Raw genomic sequence first — 19430 nt, forward strand, 5'->3', positions numbered from 1 at the left:
TCCGCAGGAGAGTGCCGGCGCCAAGCTGCGCCGGAAAGCCCGTTATTCTGCGGCCGCCAGCCCGGCGGGGCAAATCCGGGCGCCGCCGCCCGGCATCACACGCTCTGAACCGGGGGCATTCCTATAGTCCGCGCACCAACGACCGCACGGGGATGTCGCCATGCAACGCCGTCTGAGCACCGCCTGCCTCACCCTTGCCCTGGCCTGTATGGCCCCGGCCCTGCACGCCCAGATCAGCACCCGGGCCTATGCCCCGGAGAATCTGTCGCAGTTGTCCTCCTCCGACCGCAGCCGGGTCATCACCCAGGAATATGCCGACCAGTCCAACGGCCGCCGGATCCCGGATGACCAGCTGCGCTTCTACCTGGCCCAGGTCAACTCGGGCTGGGGCTTCTCGCGGATCAAGCAGGACATCGCCACCTCCCTGCGCGGCAACGGCAACGGCGGCGGCTGGAATGGCGGCGGCAGCGGCCCCGGCAACAGCGGCACGGTCCGCTGCGAAAGCCAGGACAACCGGGAGCGGGTCTGCAATACGGGCTGGCGCAGTGCCCGGCTGTCCCGCCAGATCTCCGGCACCCCCTGTACCGAGGGCCGCAACTGGGGCTCGCGCAACGGCACGGTCTGGGTCAGCGGCGGCTGCCGGGCCGAATTCGTCGAGGGCCGCGGCAATGGCGGCAACTGGGGTGGCGGTGGCGGCACCGGCGCCACCATCCGCTGCGAGAGCCAGGACAACCGGGAGCGCACCTGCAACACCGGCTGGCGCAACGCGACCCTGGTCCGCCAGATCTCCGGCTCGGCCTGCGTCGAGGGCCAGACCTGGGGCGTGCGCAACGGCGCGGTATGGGTGAATCGTGGCTGCCGTGGCGAGTTCGCCGAGGCGCGCGGCAACAGCGGCGGCAACTGGGGCGGTGGCAACAGCAACTACAGCGTGACCTGCAGCAGCAACGACAAACGCCAACAGACCTGTGCCTGGGATGCCCGCCAGGGTCGTCCGGCGCTGGTCCAGCAGCTGTCCGGCACGGCGTGCGTGGAAGGTCGCAGCTGGGGCTACAGCAATGGCAGCCTGTGGGTCAGCGGCGGCTGCCGCGCCCGGTTCGGGGCGCGCTGAGCGCTCCCCCCTTGCGGCAGGTGCCGACCATGGGTCGGCACTGTCAGGGACCGACCGACCAGCGGTCGGCCCTGGCAGACTGCGTCACGGCGCCGGCGTGTCACTGCCCCAGGGCGCCGGCGGCAACGCCACCGGCTTGGTCAGATCGAACACCACCTGGAAATGGCGGCCGCCCGGCCGGGTCAACTCGTAGACGAAGCGCTGGTCGGGGTCCACTTCCATCGCCCAGGTGTTCTGCACCGAGGCCAGCATGTCGGCCTTGCGGAACATCGCCACCGAATCCGAATCCACCGGGAACGACTGACGCTGCGCGGTCCCCGGCGGCTTGCTGTCGCCACCGTACATCGTGACCGCATCCGGGCTGCCATCCTCGTGGCGGTGATCATGCTTCAGGCGCAGGCCGTTCTCGGTACGGCTCAGCACCCAGGTGCGCGAGTGGTCGTCGCCGACATGGAACGGGATCCGCAGCTCGTGTGCCGGATCCTCGCAGCCACGTACATGCATCACCAGGCGCTTGCCCTCGAAAGGATCGGGCGCATCGGTGCGTGGTTCGTTGACCGCGATGCGGCCTTCGAACGCTTTGCCGCAATGTGCGGCCACGGCAGACATGAAGGCATCGGACGGTGCCATCGACACCTCATGCCCGACGGTGTCGTTGGAACCACTGCAGGCGGTGATCGCCAGCGCAGCGGCCAAGGGAAGAAGTTTGACTGCGTTCATGCCCCCACCCTAACGGGCGCGACCTGACAGCGCAAACCGCGTGCTCGATGCGACAGACCGCCACGTCCGCGCATCGCCGCCACTGCAACCGGGGCTTCATTCCCCCTGTGTTATGGTCGGTCACGTGATTCGTTCGTCTTCTTCCCCACGAAGGACGCACGCGTGTTGCGGCTGACCGCCCTGCTCACCGGTGTGGCGCTGTTGCTGACCGGCAGCGGCCTGCTCGGGACATTGCTGGCGGTGCGCGGTGGTGAAGCCGGCTTTGGTGCCGGTACATTGGGGTTGGTGATGTCCGGCTATTTCGCCGGGTTCTTCATCGGCACCTTCTTCGCTCCCTCGCTGATCGGCCGCATCGGCCATATCCGTGCGTTTGCCTTCTTCGCTGCCCTCGCCGCCATCGCGGTGCTGCTGCATCCACTGTGGATCCATCCCGTGGGTTGGGGTGTGCTGCGCATCCTCACCGGCATCGCGCTGGTCGGCCTGTACACGGTGATCGAAAGCTGGCTCAACGCCGAGCCCGATCCGCGCCTGCGCAGCCGCGCCTTCTCGCTGTACATGGTGGTCAATCTCTCGGCACTGGCGCTTGGCCAGGTGCTGCTGATGCTCGGCGACGCCGGCGCGACCTCGATGTTCATGCTCACCGCGATCCTGGTCTGCGCGGCGGTGTTGCCGGTCACCGCCACGCGCCTGCGCCCGCCCGAGATTCCGTCGGTACCGCGCCTGAAACTGGCGCGCCTGTATGCGATGGCACCGGTGGCGACCGTCGCCGCCGGTCTGTCCGGGCTGGCGATGGGCGCGTTCTGGGGCCTGCTGCCGGTGTACGCCGGCGAAGTCGGCCTGGATGGCAATGGCGTGGCCCTGTTCATGCTGACCGCCATCGCCGGTGGCGCGCTGCTGCAGTGGCCGCTGGGCCACATCAGCGATGGCCATGACCGCCGCACCGGGCTGGTCGCCCTGAGCCTGGCCGCGGCCGGCATCGCCGTGGTGGCGTCGCTGCCGATGATCCAGTTGCAGACGCACCTGCTGTTTGGCCTGTTCTTCTTCTACGGCGGGCTGGCCTTCGCCCTGTATCCGTTCGCGGTGGCGCACATGCTCGATTACCTGCCGCGCGAGGACCTGCTGTCCGGTTGCTCCAGCCTGCTGCTGGTGCACGGCGTGGGCGCGGCGCTCGGCCCCGCACTGGCGGGCGCGGCCATGCAGCAGTTCGGCGCACCGGCGCTGCCGTTGTACTTCGCGGTGGTGCTGATGCTGCTGGCAGTGTTCACCACCGCGCGCCTGCTCAGTTTCCAGCGCCTGCGCACGCATCCGGTCGGCTTCCGGCTGATGCTGCGCACCACGCCTTCGGCCCTCGAGCTCATGCCCGAGACCGACACCGCGCCACCGGACCCCGATATCCCCCTCCCCTCTCACCCCGAAAAGGAAGTGCATTGACTGTTTCGACACCGACCTCGCTCACTCCAACCCGTACACCGCCGGCGCCGCCGGCCCCGCAACTGATCCTCGCCACCGATCTGGATGGCACCTTCCTCGCCGGCGATCCTGCCGCGCGCCATCGGCTCTACCGGCTGGTCGACCAGCACCCCGGCATCCGCCTGATCTTCATCACCGGCCGCGGCCTGGAAGCGGTGATGCCGCTGCTCTCCGATCCGGCCATTCCGCGCCCCGATTACGTGGTCTGCGATGTCGGCGCCACGGTCGTCGACGGCCACACCCTGCAACCACTGCAGCCCCTGCAATCGATGATCGACGCACATTGGCCCGGCGAGCAGGTGGTGGCGGCGGCGATGCGCCCGTTCACCGCGCTGCAGCGCCAGGACGTGCCACAGGAGCGCCGCTGCTCGTATTTCTGCGATCCCGACACGCTGGCGCCGCTGCGCTCGCAGATCCAGGCTGCCGCACAGGCGCTGGGCTGCGATGTGCTGTATTCGGCCGACCGCTATCTGGACATCCTGCCGCCGGATACCGACAAGGGCCGCACCCTGGCCGCGCTTGCGCGCCTGCTGGACCTGCCGCGCGACCGCATCCTGGTGGCCGGCGACACCCTCAATGACCTGTCGATGTATACCTCCGGCTTCCGCGGGGTGTGCGTCGGCGATTCCGAGCCGGCGCTGACTGCCGCGACGGCCGAGCTGAAGCACACCTTCCATGCACAGACGCCGGGCTGCGGCGGCATCCTTGAAGCGATCGAGCATTTCCACCTGCTCGCCGATGACGATCCGTTCCTGCGCCCGCCGCCGCAGGCACGTGCCGACGGTGCGGACCTGGTGATGGTCTATCACCGCCTGCCCTTCGATGAAGTCATGGAAGACGGCGTGCTGGTGCAGCGCCCGCCGCGCTCGCCGAACGGCATCATTCCTTCGCTGCTGAGCTTCTTCGAAGGGGGCCAGAAGGGCTCGTGGGTGGCCTGGGGGATCGATGAGCCCAAGCGCGGTCCGTTCCAGACCCACCTGGCGGTGGATGCCGAACGCTATCCGACGCTGACTGCCGCACGCGTGCCACTGAGCAAACAGGAAGTGGACATCTTCTACAAGCGTTTCTCCAAGGAAGCGTTCTGGCCGATGCTGCATGTGTTCTGGGAACGCGCGAAGTTCCGCGAAGAGGACTGGCAGGTGTTCCTGAAGGTCAACCGCAAGTTCGCCGAAGCCACCGCCGCCGAGGCCGCGCATGGCGCGACCGTGTGGATCCACGACTACAACCTGTGGATGGTGCCGGCCACGCTGCGCGAGCTGCGCCCCGACCTGAAGATCGCCTTCTTCCACCACACCTACTTCCCCTCGGCGGATGTGTTCAACGTGGTGCCGTGGCGCCGCGAGATCATCGGCAGCCTGCTCAGCTGCGATTACATCGGCTTCCACATTCCGCGCCAGGTGGAGAACTTCGTGGACGTGGTGCGCGGTGCGATGCCGGCCGAGCGGCTGGCCTGGGAAAGCTGCGCGCCGCGCTTCCTCACCTACGGGTGTGCGGTCGGCCTGGACACGATGACCACGCGCCTGCGCGTGGGTGATCGCGAAGTCGCTCTGGGTGCACATCCGGTTGGCACCGACCTGCGCCGCATCCACAACGTGCTCGCACGCAGCGATGTGCGCAACGACATCTTCAAGCTGCGCCGCGAGATCGGCGCACGCAAGCTGGTGCTCTCGGTGGAGCGCCTGGATTACACCAAGGGCACGCTGGCCAAGCTGGAGGCGTTCGAGCGCCTGCTGGAACAGCATCCTGACCGCCAGGGCAAGGTCACCCTGCTGATGATCTGCGTGCCGGCCGCGCGCGAAATGACCATTTACCGCACGCTGCAGAACCAGATCGAGCAGGCGGTCGGGCGCATCAACGGCCGCTTCTCGCGGCTGGACTGGACGCCGGTGCGCTTCTTCGCACAGGCATTGCCGTTCGAAGAAGTGGTCGCCCACTACGCGGCCGCGCAGGTGATGTGGATCACCCCGCTGCGTGATGGCTTGAACCTGGTGTCCAAGGAATTCGTGGCCACGCAGGGGATCGAGGGCAGCAACGGCGTACTGGTGCTCAGCGAGTTCGCCGGTGCCGCGGCCGAGCTGAAGGGCGCGGTGCTGACCAATCCGCATGACCCGGCCGACCTCACCGCCGGCCTGCTGCAGGCGTTGTCGATGCCCGACGACGAAGCGACCGGGCGCATGCGCCAGCTGTTCGGCAGCGTGGAATATTACGACGTGGATCGCTGGGGCCGGGACTTCCTGGAGGCCGTGCGCACCAGCCAATCCGAAGGCTGACGCGGGAACGGTAGTGCCGGCCGCTGGCCGGCTCCAAGCGAGCTGGCTGCGGGCGATGCCGGTTTAACGGGTTGCCGGCCAGCGGCCGGCACTACGGCGTGCGCACCGACCAACGGTCGGTGCCTCCCGGGCGGTATCGCCTACCCGGCCTGCTGCATGATGCCCTCGGCGATCACCGCCACCTGCCGCAGCACATCGTTGCGGCCCGCATCATCCACCGTCGCGCCCTGCAGGTAGCTGGTCAGCACCCACGGGGCGCCGCCGGACATCGGCCACAGGATCGCGATGTCGTTGGTGGTGTCCTCGCCGTTGCTGCCGGTCTTGTCGCCGACCCGCCACGCCCTGGACAACCCCGCGCGCAGCCGCGCATCGCCGGTCTCGTTGTCGATCAACCAATCCGCCAGTTGCTGCCGCGAGGTCGGCTTCAACACGTCGCCGAGCACGAAGCGCTGCAGGCTGGCCGCCATCGCGGCCGGGCTGGTGGTATCGCGCGGATCGCCCGGGGCGAAGCGGTTCATTTCCGGCTCAAGCCGATCGTTGCGGGTCACTGCATCGCCATTCGCACGCAGGAAAGCGGTCACCCCGGCCGGCCCACCGACCCTGCCCAGCAGCAGGTTCGCGGCCGGATTGTCGCTGGTGATCATGGTCGCCCGGCACAGGTCGCGCACGGTGACGTCCTTGCCGATGTGCCGCGTGGTCACCGGCGCATGCGAGAGCATGTCCTGCTGGCGCACGGCCACGCGCTGGTCCAGCGAAAGCCTGCCCTGGTCGGCCAGATGCAGCACCGCCGCGGACAACACGAACTTGAAGGTACTGCACATCGGGAAACGTTCGTCCTGGCGGTTGCCGGTGCGCCAGCCGGTGCCGGTGTTGAGCAGCGTCACCCCCAGGCGTCCGCCGCTTGCTACTTCCAAGGCCGCGAAGTCCTTCGCCGCGACGGCGGGCTTCGGCGCGGGCAGCGGCGTCCTGGCGAAGGCGGTGGCGGCCAGCGCAGACGCGGCGGCAGCGCCGGTCCATTGCAGGAACTGTCGTCGAGCGATCATGCGGTTCTCCTTGGCGAAGGCCCGAGTATTGGCAGGTTGCGCCTTCGCCACCAGCGAGGATTTTCAGCGGGAGCCATGAATCCACCTAATACCGGTCCATTGAATCGGCCCACTGGGACTCGGGAAATGAGGACATCTCCCGCGCCGGGCGTGCTGGCAGCGACTGTCGATGCGATGATGCATCACCCCTGCTCACGGCTCCACGATGCTCCGTCCCCAGCTCCCGCTCAATGCCCTGCGCGCCTTCGAGGCCGCTGCCCGGCACCAGAACTTCACCCGCGCGGCGCTGGAGCTGTGCGTCAGCCAGGCCGCGTTGAGTCATCAGATCCGGGCACTGGAGGATCGGCTCGGCGTGTCGCTGTTCACCCGGTTGCCACGCGGGGTCGCCCTGACCGATGAAGGGGCCCGTCTGTATCCGGTGCTCAACGAGGCCTTTGACCGTATCGCGGTGAGCCTGGACCGGTTCGTCGGTGGGCATTTCCGCGAGGTGCTCAGCGTCGGCGTGGTCGGCACCTTCGCCACCGGCTGGCTGCTGCCGCGGCTGGGGGATTTCAATGCGCGCCATCCGGATATCGAGCTGCGCCTGCAGACCCACAACAACCGCATCGACCTGGCCGGTGAAGGGCTGGACCTGGCGATCCGGTTCGGTGATGGCGATTGGCAGGGGCAGGTCAGCGATGCCGTACTGGATGCTCCTTTCGCGCCGCTATGCGCGCCGGCGCTGGCACGTACGCTGCGACAGCCGCGCGATCTGGCCAGCGTGCCGCTGTTGCGCTCCTACCGCAGCGATGAGTGGCCACGCTGGTTGCAGGCGGCAGGCGTGCCGGAACTGGAAGCACGTGGCCCCGTGTTTGATTCGTCACTGACGCTGGCCAGTGCCGCCGCCGCGGGCGCCGGCGTGGCGCTGTTGCCGTTGAAGATGTTCGAGCAGGATCTGGCCCACGGCCGCCTGATCCAGCCCTTCGCGCAGACGCTGGAGCTGGGGCGGTACTGGCTGACGCGACTGCGCTCGCGCGCCGAGAGTGATGCGGCGCGGCGGTTCCGCGAATGGCTGGATGCCCAGGACGATGTGCCGACCAACGGTCGGCAGCGTCCGATTGCCTGATGCTGTCCGGTAGATGCCGACGGTTGGTCGGCATGCCGTTTACGCCTCCAGCAGCTCCATCCACGTCTGCTCGGCCTTGCTGAGCAGGGTGGCAGTGGCTTCACGATCACGGCCGAGCACGGCCATGCGGGTCGCATCGGCGTAGTTGGACGGGTCGGCCAGCTGGCGGTCCAGATCGGCCAGCAGCGCTTCCAGCTCGCCCACCTTGGCTTCGGCGGCGGCCAGCTTGTGCGGGTTGGCCGGCTTGCGCGCGGGCAGCGGCGGGGTCGGCGGTGCAGGCTCCGGAGCCGCCGCAGCCATCTTCTGCTTGGTGCCCTGCGCGGCGGGACGCGAACGCAGCCAGGCCGCGTACGCATCCAGATCGCCATCGAACGGCTCGACCACGCCATCGGCCACGCGCCAGAAGGTATCGCAGACCAGGCCGATCAGATGGCGGTCATGCGAGACCATCACGATCGCGCCTTCGAAGTCGGCCAGGGCCTCGGCCAGCGCCTCGCGCATCTCCAGGTCCAGGTGGTTGGTCGGTTCGTCAAGCAGCAGCACGTTCGGCTGCTGGTAGGCGATCAGGGCCAGGGCCAGGCGCGCGCGTTCGCCACCGGAGAAACCGTCCACCGGTTCGAAGGCGCGGTCGCCGGCGAAGTTCCACTTGCCGAGGAAATCGCGGAAGGACTGGTTCGGTGCGTCCGGGGCCAGGTCGCGGAAATGCTCCATCGGCGACTGCCCTTCGTGCAGCGACTCCACCGTGTGCTGGGCGAAGTAGCCGATGCGCAGGTCCGGATGCGCGGCACGCTCGCCGCTGATCGGGGCCAGTTCGCCCACCAGGGTCTTCACCAGGGTGGTCTTGCCGGCGCCGTTCGGGCCGAGCAGGCCGATCCGCTGGCCGGCCTCCAGGCCGAAGCCCACGTTGTGCAGGATCACCGAATCGGCGCCGTAACCGGCCTCGACGTGGTTCAGGCGGATCAGCGAGAACGGCAGCTTGGCCGGCGGTGCGAATTCGATGCGGAACTCGCGCTCGGCGCGCACCGCTTCGGTGCCCGCCAGCTTGGCCAGGCGCTTCATGCGGCTCTGCGCCTGGGCGGCCTTGCTGGCCTGCGCCTTGAAGCGGTCGATGAAGCTCTGCAGATGCGCGCGCTCGGCCTGTTCCTTTTCGTGGGCAAGCTGCTGCTGGCGCAGCTGTTCGGCGCGCTGGCGCTCGAAATCGGTGTAGCCGCCGACGTACAGCTTGGCGCCGCCACCGTGCAGGTGCAGGGTGTGGGTGGCCACGTTGTCCAGGAACTCGCGGTCATGCGAGATCAGCAGCAGGGTGCCCGGGTACTTGAGCAGCCACTGTTCCAGCCAGAACACGGCGTCCAGGTCCAGATGGTTGGTCGGTTCGTCGAGCAGCAGCAGGTCGCTGGGCATCATCAGCGCGCGTGCCAGGTTCAGGCGCACGCGCCAGCCACCGGAGAACGAGGACACCGCGCGCGAGTGCGTCTCGGCCGGGAAGCCCAGGCCGTGCAGCAGCTTGCCGGCGCGTGCTTCGGCGTCGTAGGCACCGATCTCGGCCATCCGCTGGTGGGCAGTGGCGACCGCTTCCCAGTCTTCACGTGCCGCGGCCTCGGCCTCTTCACGCATGACGGCAGCCACCTCGGTGTCGCCCTCCAGCACGAACTGCAGCGCCGGGTCGGGCAGCGACGGGGTCTCCTGCGCGACGCTGGCGATGCGGATCTTGCCGGGCAGATCGACGTCGCCCTTGTCCGCCTCCAGCTCGCCCTTGACGGCGGCGAACAGGCTGGACTTGCCGGCCCCGTTGCGGCCGACCACGCCGACGCGGTACCCCGCGTGCAGGGTCAGGTCGACGTTGGACAACAGCAGCCGCTCGCCACGGCGCAAGGCGAAGTTACGAAGGGAAATCATCTTGGGGGTCCATATAACGGAATGGAATGTGCTCGTGAGCACCTTTCCTGCGACGTAATTCTAGCGTTAACGAATACTTGACGGGCCCCGGGATGCGCGGCAGGCCTCGTTTCTCTCTCCCACGATCCTGCCCGCGCTTCCCCGGGACCCTCCTGTCGAATCCCCGTCCACGCGTAAATGGTTGCTGCTGCAACGTTTTTTGCGAAAACGGCGATCATTTGACAAGCGATGAATATCCCGTTAATCCGTCTATTGCGCACCGCAACAACCGCCTTCGCAGACCCGATCCTCGATGTCGTGATGTCGCTTTGGTGCAGCACCGCCACTACCGGAGCCACATCCTGATGAACCGCAAGACCAGTACGCTCGCCGCCGCCGTAGCTGTCGCGCTCGGTATGTCCAGCTTCGTCGCCACCGCCCAGGATGCCCCCGCCCGCACGGCGGCCAATACCCTGGACACCATCATCGTCACCGGCACCCGCGTGGCCGACCGCACCGTGGCCGAGTCGCAGTCGCCGATCGACATCATCACGCCCGAGGCGCTGCAGTCCACCGGCACCACCGAGCTGGCCACCGCGCTGGCCCGCGCCCTGCCCTCGCTGAACTTCCCGCGCCCGGCACTGACCGACGGCACCAGCGGCATCCGCCCGGCGCAACTGCGCGGCCTCTCCCCGGACCAGGTGCTGGTACTGGTCAACGGCAAGCGCCGCCACACCTCGGCGCAGATCAACGTCAACGGCAGCATCGGCCGCGGCTCCTCGGCCGTGGACATCAACGCGATCCCGATCGCCTCGATCGAGCGCGTGGAAGTACTGCGCGACGGTGCCTCGGCGCAGTACGGCTCGGACGCCATCGCCGGCGTGATCAACATCGTGCTCAAGGGCTCGTCTTCCGGCGGCAGCCTGGCATTGGACGCCGGCCAGTACTCGGCCGGTGACGGCAACAAGTACCAGCTCTCCGGCGATACCGGCATCGGCTTCGCCGATGGTCGTGGCAGCGTGCACGTGGCCGGCCAGATCGTGCAGCAGGACGAAAGCAACCGCGCCGGCCCCTACCAGGGCACCACGCCGAACACCGGCAACTTCCCCGACATCGGCCAGACCACCTTCGTGGTCGGCGACCCGCGCGTGGATGCGACCGCCGCCTCGGCCAACGCCAGCTTCCAGTTCAGCGACAACGTCTCGGCCTATGCCACGGCGATGGCCAGCAACCGCGACATCACCTCGTTCGCGTTCTACCGCTCGCGCACCAACAGCGGCCAGGGCGCGCTGCTGGCGCAGACCTACCCGGACGGCTTCGTGCCGGAGATCAACCAGTACTCCAAGGACCGCTCGCTGGTGGCCGGGGTCAAGGGGGGCTCCGACAGCGGCTGGAACTGGGATGTCAGCTACAACTACGGCGCCAACAAGATCGACTTCCACACGCGCAACAGCATCAACTATGCGCTCGGCGTGGACAGTCCGCGCTCGTTCTACGACGGCGCGCTGGAGTACACCCAGAACATCGTCAACGCCGATGTGACCAAGACCCTGGATTGGGGCCTGGCTTATCCGGTCACGCTGTCCTTTGGCGGCGAGTACCGCAAGGAGAAGTGGGAACAGTCGGCCGGTGAACTGAACTCCTACACCGGCAGCGGCGCACAGGGCTTCGGCGGTTTCACCCCGCTCAACGCCGTCGACGCCGACCGCGACAACTACGCCGTCTACGCCGGCCTGGAAGCCGACCTCACCGACAAGTTCTCCGCCGGCATCACCGGCCGTTACGAGGACTACTCGGACTTTGGCGACAAGTTCTCCGGCAAGCTCTCCGCGCGCTACGCCTTCACCGACAAGGTCGCCCTGCGCGCCACCGCGTCCAGCGGCTTCCGCGCGCCGTCGCTGGCCCAGCAGAGCTACCAGGCGGTGACCAGCACGATCGTCAACGGCGTGTTCGTCGAACGCGGCACCTTCCCGACCACCAGCCCGGCCGCGCAAGCGCTGGGTGCCAGTCCGCTGAAGGCCGAGAGCTCGACCTCCTACAGCCTGGGCCTGGTGCTGCAGCCGGTGGACCGGCTCTACCTGACCGTGGATGCGTACCAGATCGACATCGATGACCGCATCGTGCTCTCCACCAACATCACCACCAATGCGGCCGCCAATGCGCTGCTGACCGATCTGGGCCTGCCCGGAGTCACCGCGTTCTCGTACTTCACCAACGGCGTGGACACCCGCACCCGCGGCGTGGATGCGGTCTCCAGCTACACGATTCCCTTCGCTGCCAGCTCGCTGGAACTGACCGCGGCTTACAGCTACAACGAAACCGAGGTGAAGAAATTCATCGCCTCGCCGCCGGTGTTCGGCACGCTGGGCATCACCCAGTCGCTGATCGGCCGCGATGAGATCGGCCGCATCGAGGACAGCTACCCGCGCGACAAGACCATCCTCAGCGGCACCTGGCGCTCGGACCACTGGGACCTGAACCTGGCGGCGACCCGCTACGGCTCGTTCACCGTGCGCAACTCGGCCACCGCCCTGCGTGACCAGACCTACGATGCCTCGTGGGTGCTCGATGCCTCGGCCAGCTACAAGCCCAGCGAGAACTGGACCCTGACCCTGGGCGCGGACAACATCCTGGACGAATACCCGGACCGCACCGTGGACCTGCAGAACTCCACCTGGGGCATGCTGCCGTACAGCAACTACTCGCCGTACGGCTTCAATGGTGCCTACGTGTACGGCCGCGTGACCTACAAGTGGTGACAAGGGAGCGTGCCGGCCGCTGGCCGGCACTACCGGATCCCGCGGTCACCGCCTGAACAACGCAGATGCCCCGGCCCGCCGGGGCATCTGCGTTTGGGCCGCCCAAATGCCGGGATCTGCGCATTCATCGCTGCACTGGCCGACTGTCCCGGACAGCACATGACCTGACCGTGGGGACATAGCAGCAATGCGCCGCGTCAGGTTTGCCCGATCTGCCCGCATCGGTGAAAATCGGGGTACCCCCCCTCTTTGCGAGCCCCGATGCACCATGACACCGACCTGATCAACATCGTTGCCGTTGGCCTGGGGCTCGCCTTCATCTTCGGCGCGCTGGCCAACAAGCTGCGTTTGTCTCCCCTGGTCGGTTATCTGATTGCAGGCATATGCGTTGGGCCATTCACGCCGGGCTTCGTCGCCGACCAGGCGCTGGCCAACCAGCTGGCCGAGATCGGCGTGATGCTGCTGATGTTCGGGGTCGGCCTGCACTTCTCGCTGAAAGACCTGATGGAGGTCAAAGCGATCGCCATCCCGGGGGCCATCGGCCAGATCCTGGTCGCCACCCTGCTCGGCTGGGGCCTGGCCGCCCTGATGGGCTGGCCGGTGATCTACGGCATCGTGTTCGGTTTCTCGCTGGCCACCGCCAGTACCGTGGTACTGCTGCGCGCGATGGAAGAACGGCGCCTGCTGGAAACCACGCGCGGCAAGATCGCGATCGGCTGGTTGATCGTCGAGGACCTGGCCTGCGTCCTGGCACTGGTGATGATGCCGGTGCTGGCCGGCGTGTTCGGTCCCGATGCGGCCAATGAAACCCATACCGTCGGCAGCGTGCTGGCCAGCATCGGCTGGACCTTCGTACAGCTGGGTCTGTTCGTCGCGGTGATGCTGGTGGTCGGGCGCCGGGTGATCCCGTGGATCCTGGAGCGCATCGCCGGCACCGGTTCGCGCGAGCTGTTCACCCTGGCGGTGCTGGCGATCGCACTGGGCGTGGCCTTCGGTTCGGCGATGCTGTTCGGCGTCTCCTTCGCGCTGGGCGCGTTCTTCGCCGGCATGCTGCTCAACGAATCGGAGCTGAGCCACAAGGCCGCCAATGACTCCCTGCCGCTGCGCGATGCGTTCGCGGTGCTGTTCTTCGTCTCGGTCGGCATGCTGTTCAACCCGGCCATCCTGATCGAACACCCATGGCAGGTGCTGGCCACTGCGGCGATCATCATGTTCGGCAAGTCCGCCGCCGCGTTCGTGATCGTGCGGGCCTTCGGCCACCCGACCGGCACGGCGCTGACCATTTCGGCCAGTCTGGCGCAGATCGGCGAATTCGCCTTCATCATCGCCGGCCTCGGCGTGACCCTGAAGATCCTGCCGCCGACCGGCCAGGCGCTGGTGCTGGCGGGCGCGCTGATCTCGATCATGCTCAACCCGCTGGTGTTCGGCCTGCTCGACCGCTGGCTGCTGAAGAACCAGGAAACCACCCCCACCGCGGTGGAGACCGAGTTGCCGCCCGGCCCCTCGCTGGACCTGCACGACCACGCCATCGTGATCGGCTACGGCCGTGTCGGCAGCGCGCTGGCGCAGGTGCTGCGCGACCGTGGGGTGCCGGTGATGATCATCGACGACAACAAGGAGCACGTCGCCGAGGCACATGCAGCCGGCCTGCCCGGCATCCGCGGCAGCGCGGCCTCCGATCGCGTGCTGGCCGAGGCGCACCCCGAGCGCGCCAAGATCGCCGTGCTGGCGATTCCGCAGCCGCTGGAAGCCGGTGAGACCCTGGCCAAGCTGCGCGCGCTCAATCCGGGCCTGACCCTGCTGGCACGCGCGCACAGCGATGCCGAGGTGAAGCACCTGCTCGCCCACGGCGCCGATGGCACGGTCATGGCAGAGCGCGAGCTGGCCTACTCGCTGGCCGAGATGGTGATGTCGACCCCGCCATACCGCACGATGGGCCAGCAGCACAGCATTCCGGTGGTGTAAGGGCCGCTACGCTACCGGCACGCAGATATCGGCGCGCAGGATGGCCTCGGGCACCTCTTCCGGGTCATCCAGGTAGTGGTAATACAGCTCCGCATCGCGGAGCGCGTGGCCGCTGTCGGGCAGCCAGTCGCGCAGCAGGGCGTCCGTGACCGCTTCCAGGCCCGCGTAGCTGCCCACATGGCGCACCACCGCGTACGCGCCTCCGCCGAGCCTCAGCGTCCGCAGCGGGGCGGGCAGCACCGGCGGCGGGCGGCCAAACCCCATGCCGCAATCGAATACGCATTCAGGCGCCGGCACATCGCGGTGATCGTTGCGCGCAATACCCACCAGTTGCTGCAGCTGCTCGGCCCAGCCCTGCTCCGCCGCCCAGGCGAAGACCTGGCCGAATGCCTGATCCAGATCATCGAAAGCCCCTTTCGTGCGCAGCGCCACCACATCGAAGGGTTCCAGCGTGGCCACCGTGACCTGCAGCGGCACCGTCCCGTCCGCGTCGTCGCCCGCCGGCAGCGACAGCCGCTGCTGCCAGCGGCTGCGCAGCCCGGCATCCTCGCGCAGGCTGCTCGGCGTGGCATCCAATGCCTGGCGGCAGGCACGGGCCAGCGCCTGTGGGCTTTCATAGCCGACGTTCAAAGCGACCTCGGTCACCCGGCTCTCCGCCTGGCCGAGCAGCTGCAGCGCCTGCAGCAGGCGCAGGCGGGCCACGGTGCGTCCGGGCGTTTCGCCGGTCAGCGCGCGATACAGCCGGTGGAAATGGAACGGTGACTGGTGCGCGATCGCAGCCAACGTCTCCAGGTCCGGCAAGGGATCTCCAGCACGCAGGCAGGCCTGCAGATGGGCGATGACGCGGTCGATACCGTGGCGCTGTCGTACCTGGGCAATGCGGCTCATAGCGGGCTCCATGTCGGGGTGACGCTCAGCATGCGTCGTCCCCCTTGCCGGCGCATGGCCGATCTTGCGCAGTTGCGGGAACGCCAGCCGATCCTACCCCCGCGGGTGGCGCCAGCCCAAAACCCCACGGCGGCCGGCCCGCACCGGCCGCCGTGGGCCCCACCACTACGCCTTGGCCAACGCCTGCTCCAGGTCTGCCAGCAGGTCGTCGATGTGTTCGATGCCGACCGACAGCCGCACCGTGTCTTCGCTGACGCCCGCCTTCTCCAGTTCGGCAGCGTCCAGCTGCCGGTGCGTGGTCGAGGCCGGATGCGTCGCCAATGATTTGGCATCGCCCAGGTTCACCAGGCGGGTGAACAACTGCAGCGCATCCAGGAAGCGTGCACCAGCCGCGCGGCCACCGGGCAGGCCGAAGGTCAGCACGCCGGAGCCGTGGCCGCGCAGGTACTTCTGTACCAGCGCGTGCTCGGGATGGTCCGGCAGTGCGGCGTAATTGACCCAGGCCACCTTGGCGTGGCCCTGCAGATGCCTGGCCACGGCCAGCGTGTTGGCGTTGATCCGGTCCAGGCGCAGGGCCAGGGTCCCGATGCCCTGCAGGATCAGGAAGGAATTGAACGGTGAAATGGCCGCGCCGGTGTTGCGCAGCGGAACCACCCGCGCGCGGCCGATGTAGGCAGCCGGCCCGAGCGCGTCGGTGTAGACCACGCCGTGGTAACTCACGTCCGGCTCGTTCAAGCGGCGGAAGCGCTGCTTGTGCTCGGCCCACGGGAATCGACCGGAATCCACGATCGCCCCTCCCAGGCTGGTGCCGTGGCCGCCCAGATACTTGGTCAGCGAATGCACCACGATGTCCGCACCGAAGTCGAACGAGCGCTGCAGGTAAGGCGTGGCGACGGTGTTGTCGACGATCAGCGGCACACCGTGCGCGTGTGCGATCTTCGCCACGGCTTCGATGTCGGTGATGTTGCCACGCGGATTGCCGATCGACTCGACGAACACGGCCTTGGTGCGCTCATCGATCAGCGCGCCGAACGCCTGCGGATCGCGAGGGTCGGCAAAGCGTGTCTCGATCCCGAACTGCGGCAGCGTATGCGCGAACAGGTTGTAGGTACCGCCATACAGGGCACTGGCCGAGACGATGTTGTCACCGGCCTCGGCGATGGTCTGGATCGCATAGGTGATCGCGGCCTGGCCCGAGGCCAGGGCCAGTGCGCCGATTCCGCCCTCCAGCGCGGCGATGCGCTGCTCGAGTACATCGGTGGTCGGATTCATGATGCGCGTGTAGATGTTGCCCGGCACCTTCAGGTCAAACAGGTCCGCCCCGTGCTGGGTGTCATCGAAGGCGTAGGCCACGGTCTGGTAGATCGGCACCGCCACCGCACGCGTGGTGGGGTCGGGCCGGTAACCGCCATGCACCGCGATGGTCTCCGCGCGCCACTGTGATTCGGGACTGCCGTGTTCGGACATATCGCATCGCCTCCAGGTGAATGCCGACGATACCGAACAAAAAACCCCCGCCGAGGCGGGGGTTGATGCCAAACATGCATGGCCTGAGGTCCAACGGTTATCAGGCCCCCGGTGTGCGCGCGACTCAGCCCTTCACGAACACCAGCTTGCCCTCGGCCGCGTCGACCCGGATCACATCGCCGTTGAGGAACTCGCCGGACAGGATCTTCTGCGCCAGCGGATTCTCCAGCTGCGACTGGATCGCACGCTTGAGCGGACGCGCACCGTAGACCGGATCGAAGCCGACGTTGCCCAGCAGCTGGAAGGCGTCGTCGCTGACCTCGATGCGCAGGCCCCGTTCGGCCAGGCGCTTCTCCAGACCCTGCATCTGGATGCGGGCGATCTGCTTGATCTGCACCTTGTCCAGCGGATGGAACACGACGATGTCGTCCAGGCGGTTGATGAATTCCGGGCGGAAGTGCGCCTGCACCACGCCCATCACCGCCGCCTTCATCTGCGTATAGGCTTCCGGACTGTCATCGCTGCTCATGTCCTGGATCTGGTGCGAGCCCAGGTTGGAGGTCATCACGATGACGGTATTGCGGAAGTCCACCGTGCGGCCCTGGCCATCGGTGAGGCGGCCATCGTCCAGCACCTGCAGCAGGATGTTGAACACATCCGGATGTGCCTTCTCCACCTCGTCCAGCAGGATCAGCGAATACGGGCGACGACGCACCGCCTCGGTCAGGTAGCCACCTTCTTCGTAGCCCACGTAACCCGGAGGCGCACCGATCAGCCGCGCGACGCTGTGCTTTTCCATGAACTCGCTCATGTCGATGCGGATCATCGCGTCTGCGCTGTCGAACAGGAACTCGGCCAGCGATTTGCACAGCTCGGTCTTGCCCACGCCGGTCGGCCCCAGGAACAGGAACGAGCCGCTCGGGCGATCCGGATCGGACAGGCCCGCGCGCGAACGCCGCACCGCATCGGAGACCACCTTGATCGCCTCTTCCTGGCCGACCACGCGGTTGTGCAGCACTTCTTCCATGCGCAGCAGCTTGTCACGCTCGCCTTCCAGCATGCGGTTGACCGGGATGCCGGTCCAGCGCGAGACCACTTCGGCGATCTCCTCGGCGGTCACCCGGTCCTGGACCAGCTTGAACTCACTGGTTTCCACTTCCTGCGCAGCGGCAAGCTGCTTTTCAAGCTGCGGCAGCTGCCCGTACTGGATCTCGCTCATGCGGCCGAAGTCCTGGCGGCGCTGGGCCGATTCCAGTTCCAGCTTGGCCTGTTCGATCTGCTCCTTGATCCTGGTCGCGCCCTGCAGCGTCGCCTTCTCCGACTTCCAGATCTCGTTGAGATCGGAGAACTCGCGCTCCAACGCATCGATGTCGGTTTCCAGGTCGGCCAGGCGCTGGCGCGAGGCGTCGTCCTTTTCCTTCTTGAGCATTTCGCGCTGGATCTTGAGCTGGATCACACGGCGCTCCAGGCGATCCAGTTCTTCCGGCTTGGAGTCGATCTCCATGCGGATGCGCGAGGCGGCCTCGTCCATCAGGTCGATGGCCTTGTCCGGCAACTGGCGGTCGGCGATGTAGCGGTGCGACAACGTGGCCGCCGCGACGATCGCCGGGTCGGTGATTTCCACCCCATGGTGCACGGCGTACTTTTCCTTCAGCCCACGCAGCATCGCGATGGTGTCTTCCACGCTCGGCTCCCCCACCAGCACTTTCTGGAAACGGCGCTCCAGCGCGGCATCCTTCTCGATGTACTTGCGGTATTCGTCCAGCGTGGTCGCGCCGACGCAGTGCAGCTCGCCACGCGCCAGCGCCGGCTTGAGCATGTTGCCCGCGTCCATCGCGCCATCGGCCTTGCCTGCGCCGACCATGGTGTGCAGTTCGTCGATGAACAGGATCACCTGCCCTTCGCTCTTGGCCAGGTCGTTGAGCACGCCCTTCAGGCGCTCTTCGAACTCGCCACGGAACTTGGCACCGGCGATCAGCGCGCCCATGTCCAGCGAGAGCACGCGCTTGCCGCGCAGGCCCTCGGGCACTTCGTCGTTGATGATGCGCTGGGCCAGGCCCTCCACGATGGCGGTCTTGCCCACCCCGGGCTCGCCGATCAGCACCGGGTTGTTCTTGGTGCGGCGCTGCAGGACCTGGATGGTGCGACGGATTTCCTCATCGCGACCGATCACCGGATCCAGCTTGCCGCTCTCGGCACGCGCGGTCAGGTCGATGGTGTACTTCTCCAGCGCCTGGCGCTGGTCCTCGGCATTTTCCGACTGCACGGTCTCGCCACCGCGCACTTTGTCGATGGCGGCTTCGATCTTCTTTTTGTCGGCACCGGCAGCGCGCAGCGCCATGCCCAGGGTGCCGCCATCGTCGACCGCGGCCAGCACGAACCACTCACTGGCGATGAAGGCATCGCCGTGCTGCTGGGCCAGCTTGTCGGTCGTGTTGAGCAGCCGGTTCAGATCGTTGCCGATCGACAGGTTGCCTTCCTGTCCGGAGACCTTGGGCAGGGCCTCCAGGGTTTCATTCAAACGTTCGCGCAGTACCGGCACGTTGACGCCGGCCTGGGCCAGCAGCGGGCGCGTGCTGCCGCCCTGCTGGTCCAGCAGCGCGCTGAACACATGCACCGGTTCGATGATGTTGTGGTCGCGGCCCACGGCCAACGACTGCGCGTCGGCCAGCGCCTGCTGGAAACGCGAGGTGAGCTTGTCCATCCGCATGGTCTTGTCCTCGATGTAAACGGGGCTGGCCGTGCCAGCACTGTCTGTGA

The 19430-nt window shown here is 67.4% G+C and carries 12 protein-coding genes; 6 read left to right on the top strand and 6 right to left on the bottom strand.

All coding sequences use genetic code 11. The features are described 5' to 3' along the window. Nucleotides 1-424 precede the first annotated feature (424 nt). Nucleotides 425-1108, top strand: a complete 684-nt coding sequence (locus tag AC07WC_RS05370) for a DUF3011 domain-containing protein (RefSeq protein WP_495209120.1) — start codon at nt 425-427, stop codon at nt 1106-1108. A gap of 84 nt (nt 1109-1192) precedes the next feature. Here AC07WC_RS05370 and AC07WC_RS05375 read toward each other — a convergent pair whose 3' ends face one another. Then, nucleotides 1193-1828, bottom strand: a complete 636-nt coding sequence (locus AC07WC_RS05375; protein ID WP_495209074.1) for a hypothetical protein — start codon at nt 1826-1828, stop codon at nt 1193-1195. A 162-nt stretch (nt 1829-1990) separates the two neighbouring features. Here AC07WC_RS05375 and AC07WC_RS05380 point away from each other — a divergent pair, with 162 nt between their 5' ends. Together AC07WC_RS05380 and ggpS are read left to right on the top strand one after the other, a co-directional pair. Further along, entirely contained in the window at nt 1991-3259 is a 1269-nt protein-coding gene (locus tag AC07WC_RS05380) for an MFS transporter (RefSeq protein WP_495209075.1), read from the top strand. Between the two features lie 62 nt (nt 3260-3321). Beyond that, complete coding sequence (gene ggpS / locus AC07WC_RS05385) at nt 3322-5568, top strand: glucosylglycerol-phosphate synthase (RefSeq protein ID WP_495209121.1); 2247 nt, start codon at nt 3322-3324, stop codon at nt 5566-5568. A 140-nt stretch (nt 5569-5708) separates the two neighbouring features. On the opposite strand, the gene blaL2 is transcribed toward ggpS, so the two are convergent. After that, nucleotides 5709-6611, bottom strand: a complete 903-nt coding sequence (blaL2, locus tag AC07WC_RS05390; RefSeq protein WP_495209076.1) for a L2 family extended-spectrum class A beta-lactamase — start codon at nt 6609-6611, stop codon at nt 5709-5711. A 205-nt stretch (nt 6612-6816) separates the two neighbouring features. Between blaL2 and gcvA the strand changes: the two genes are divergently transcribed. Next, nucleotides 6817-7716 (top strand): transcriptional regulator GcvA, encoded by a 900-nt coding sequence (gcvA, locus tag AC07WC_RS05395; protein ID WP_495209077.1) that lies wholly within the window; start codon nt 6817-6819, stop codon nt 7714-7716. Between the two features lie 39 nt (nt 7717-7755). Here gcvA and AC07WC_RS05400 read toward each other — a convergent pair whose 3' ends face one another. After that, nucleotides 7756-9612 (bottom strand): ABC-F family ATP-binding cassette domain-containing protein, encoded by a 1857-nt coding sequence (locus AC07WC_RS05400; RefSeq protein WP_495209078.1) that lies wholly within the window; start codon nt 9610-9612, stop codon nt 7756-7758. 344 nt (nt 9613-9956) lie between these two features. Between AC07WC_RS05400 and AC07WC_RS05405 the strand changes: the two genes are divergently transcribed. Both AC07WC_RS05405 and ybaL read left to right on the top strand, forming a co-directional pair. Next, entirely contained in the window at nt 9957-12350 is a 2394-nt protein-coding gene (locus AC07WC_RS05405) for a TonB-dependent receptor plug domain-containing protein (protein WP_495209079.1), read from the top strand. Between the two features lie 261 nt (nt 12351-12611). Next, nucleotides 12612-14315, top strand: a complete 1704-nt coding sequence (gene ybaL, locus AC07WC_RS05410; RefSeq protein ID WP_495209080.1) for a YbaL family putative K(+) efflux transporter — start codon at nt 12612-12614, stop codon at nt 14313-14315. Between the two features lie 6 nt (nt 14316-14321). Here ybaL and AC07WC_RS05415 read toward each other — a convergent pair whose 3' ends face one another. The 3 genes from AC07WC_RS05415 to clpB form a co-directional block, all read right to left on the bottom strand. Then, nucleotides 14322-15203, bottom strand: coding sequence for an AraC family transcriptional regulator (locus AC07WC_RS05415; protein ID WP_495209081.1), 882 nt, complete (start codon nt 15201-15203; stop codon nt 14322-14324). Between the two features lie 165 nt (nt 15204-15368). After that, entirely contained in the window at nt 15369-16670 is a 1302-nt protein-coding gene (locus AC07WC_RS05420) for an O-acetylhomoserine aminocarboxypropyltransferase/cysteine synthase family protein (protein ID WP_495209082.1), read from the bottom strand. Nucleotides 16671-16794: 124 nt separating this feature from the next. Next, nucleotides 16795-19380: an ATP-dependent chaperone ClpB gene (gene clpB, locus AC07WC_RS05425; RefSeq protein WP_495209083.1), complete on the bottom strand. Its 2586-nt coding sequence runs from the start codon at nt 19378-19380 to the stop codon at nt 16795-16797. Nucleotides 19381-19430: the final 50 nt, after the last annotated feature.

This window comes from Stenotrophomonas sp. GW821-FHT01H02A (assembly GCF_059422145.1).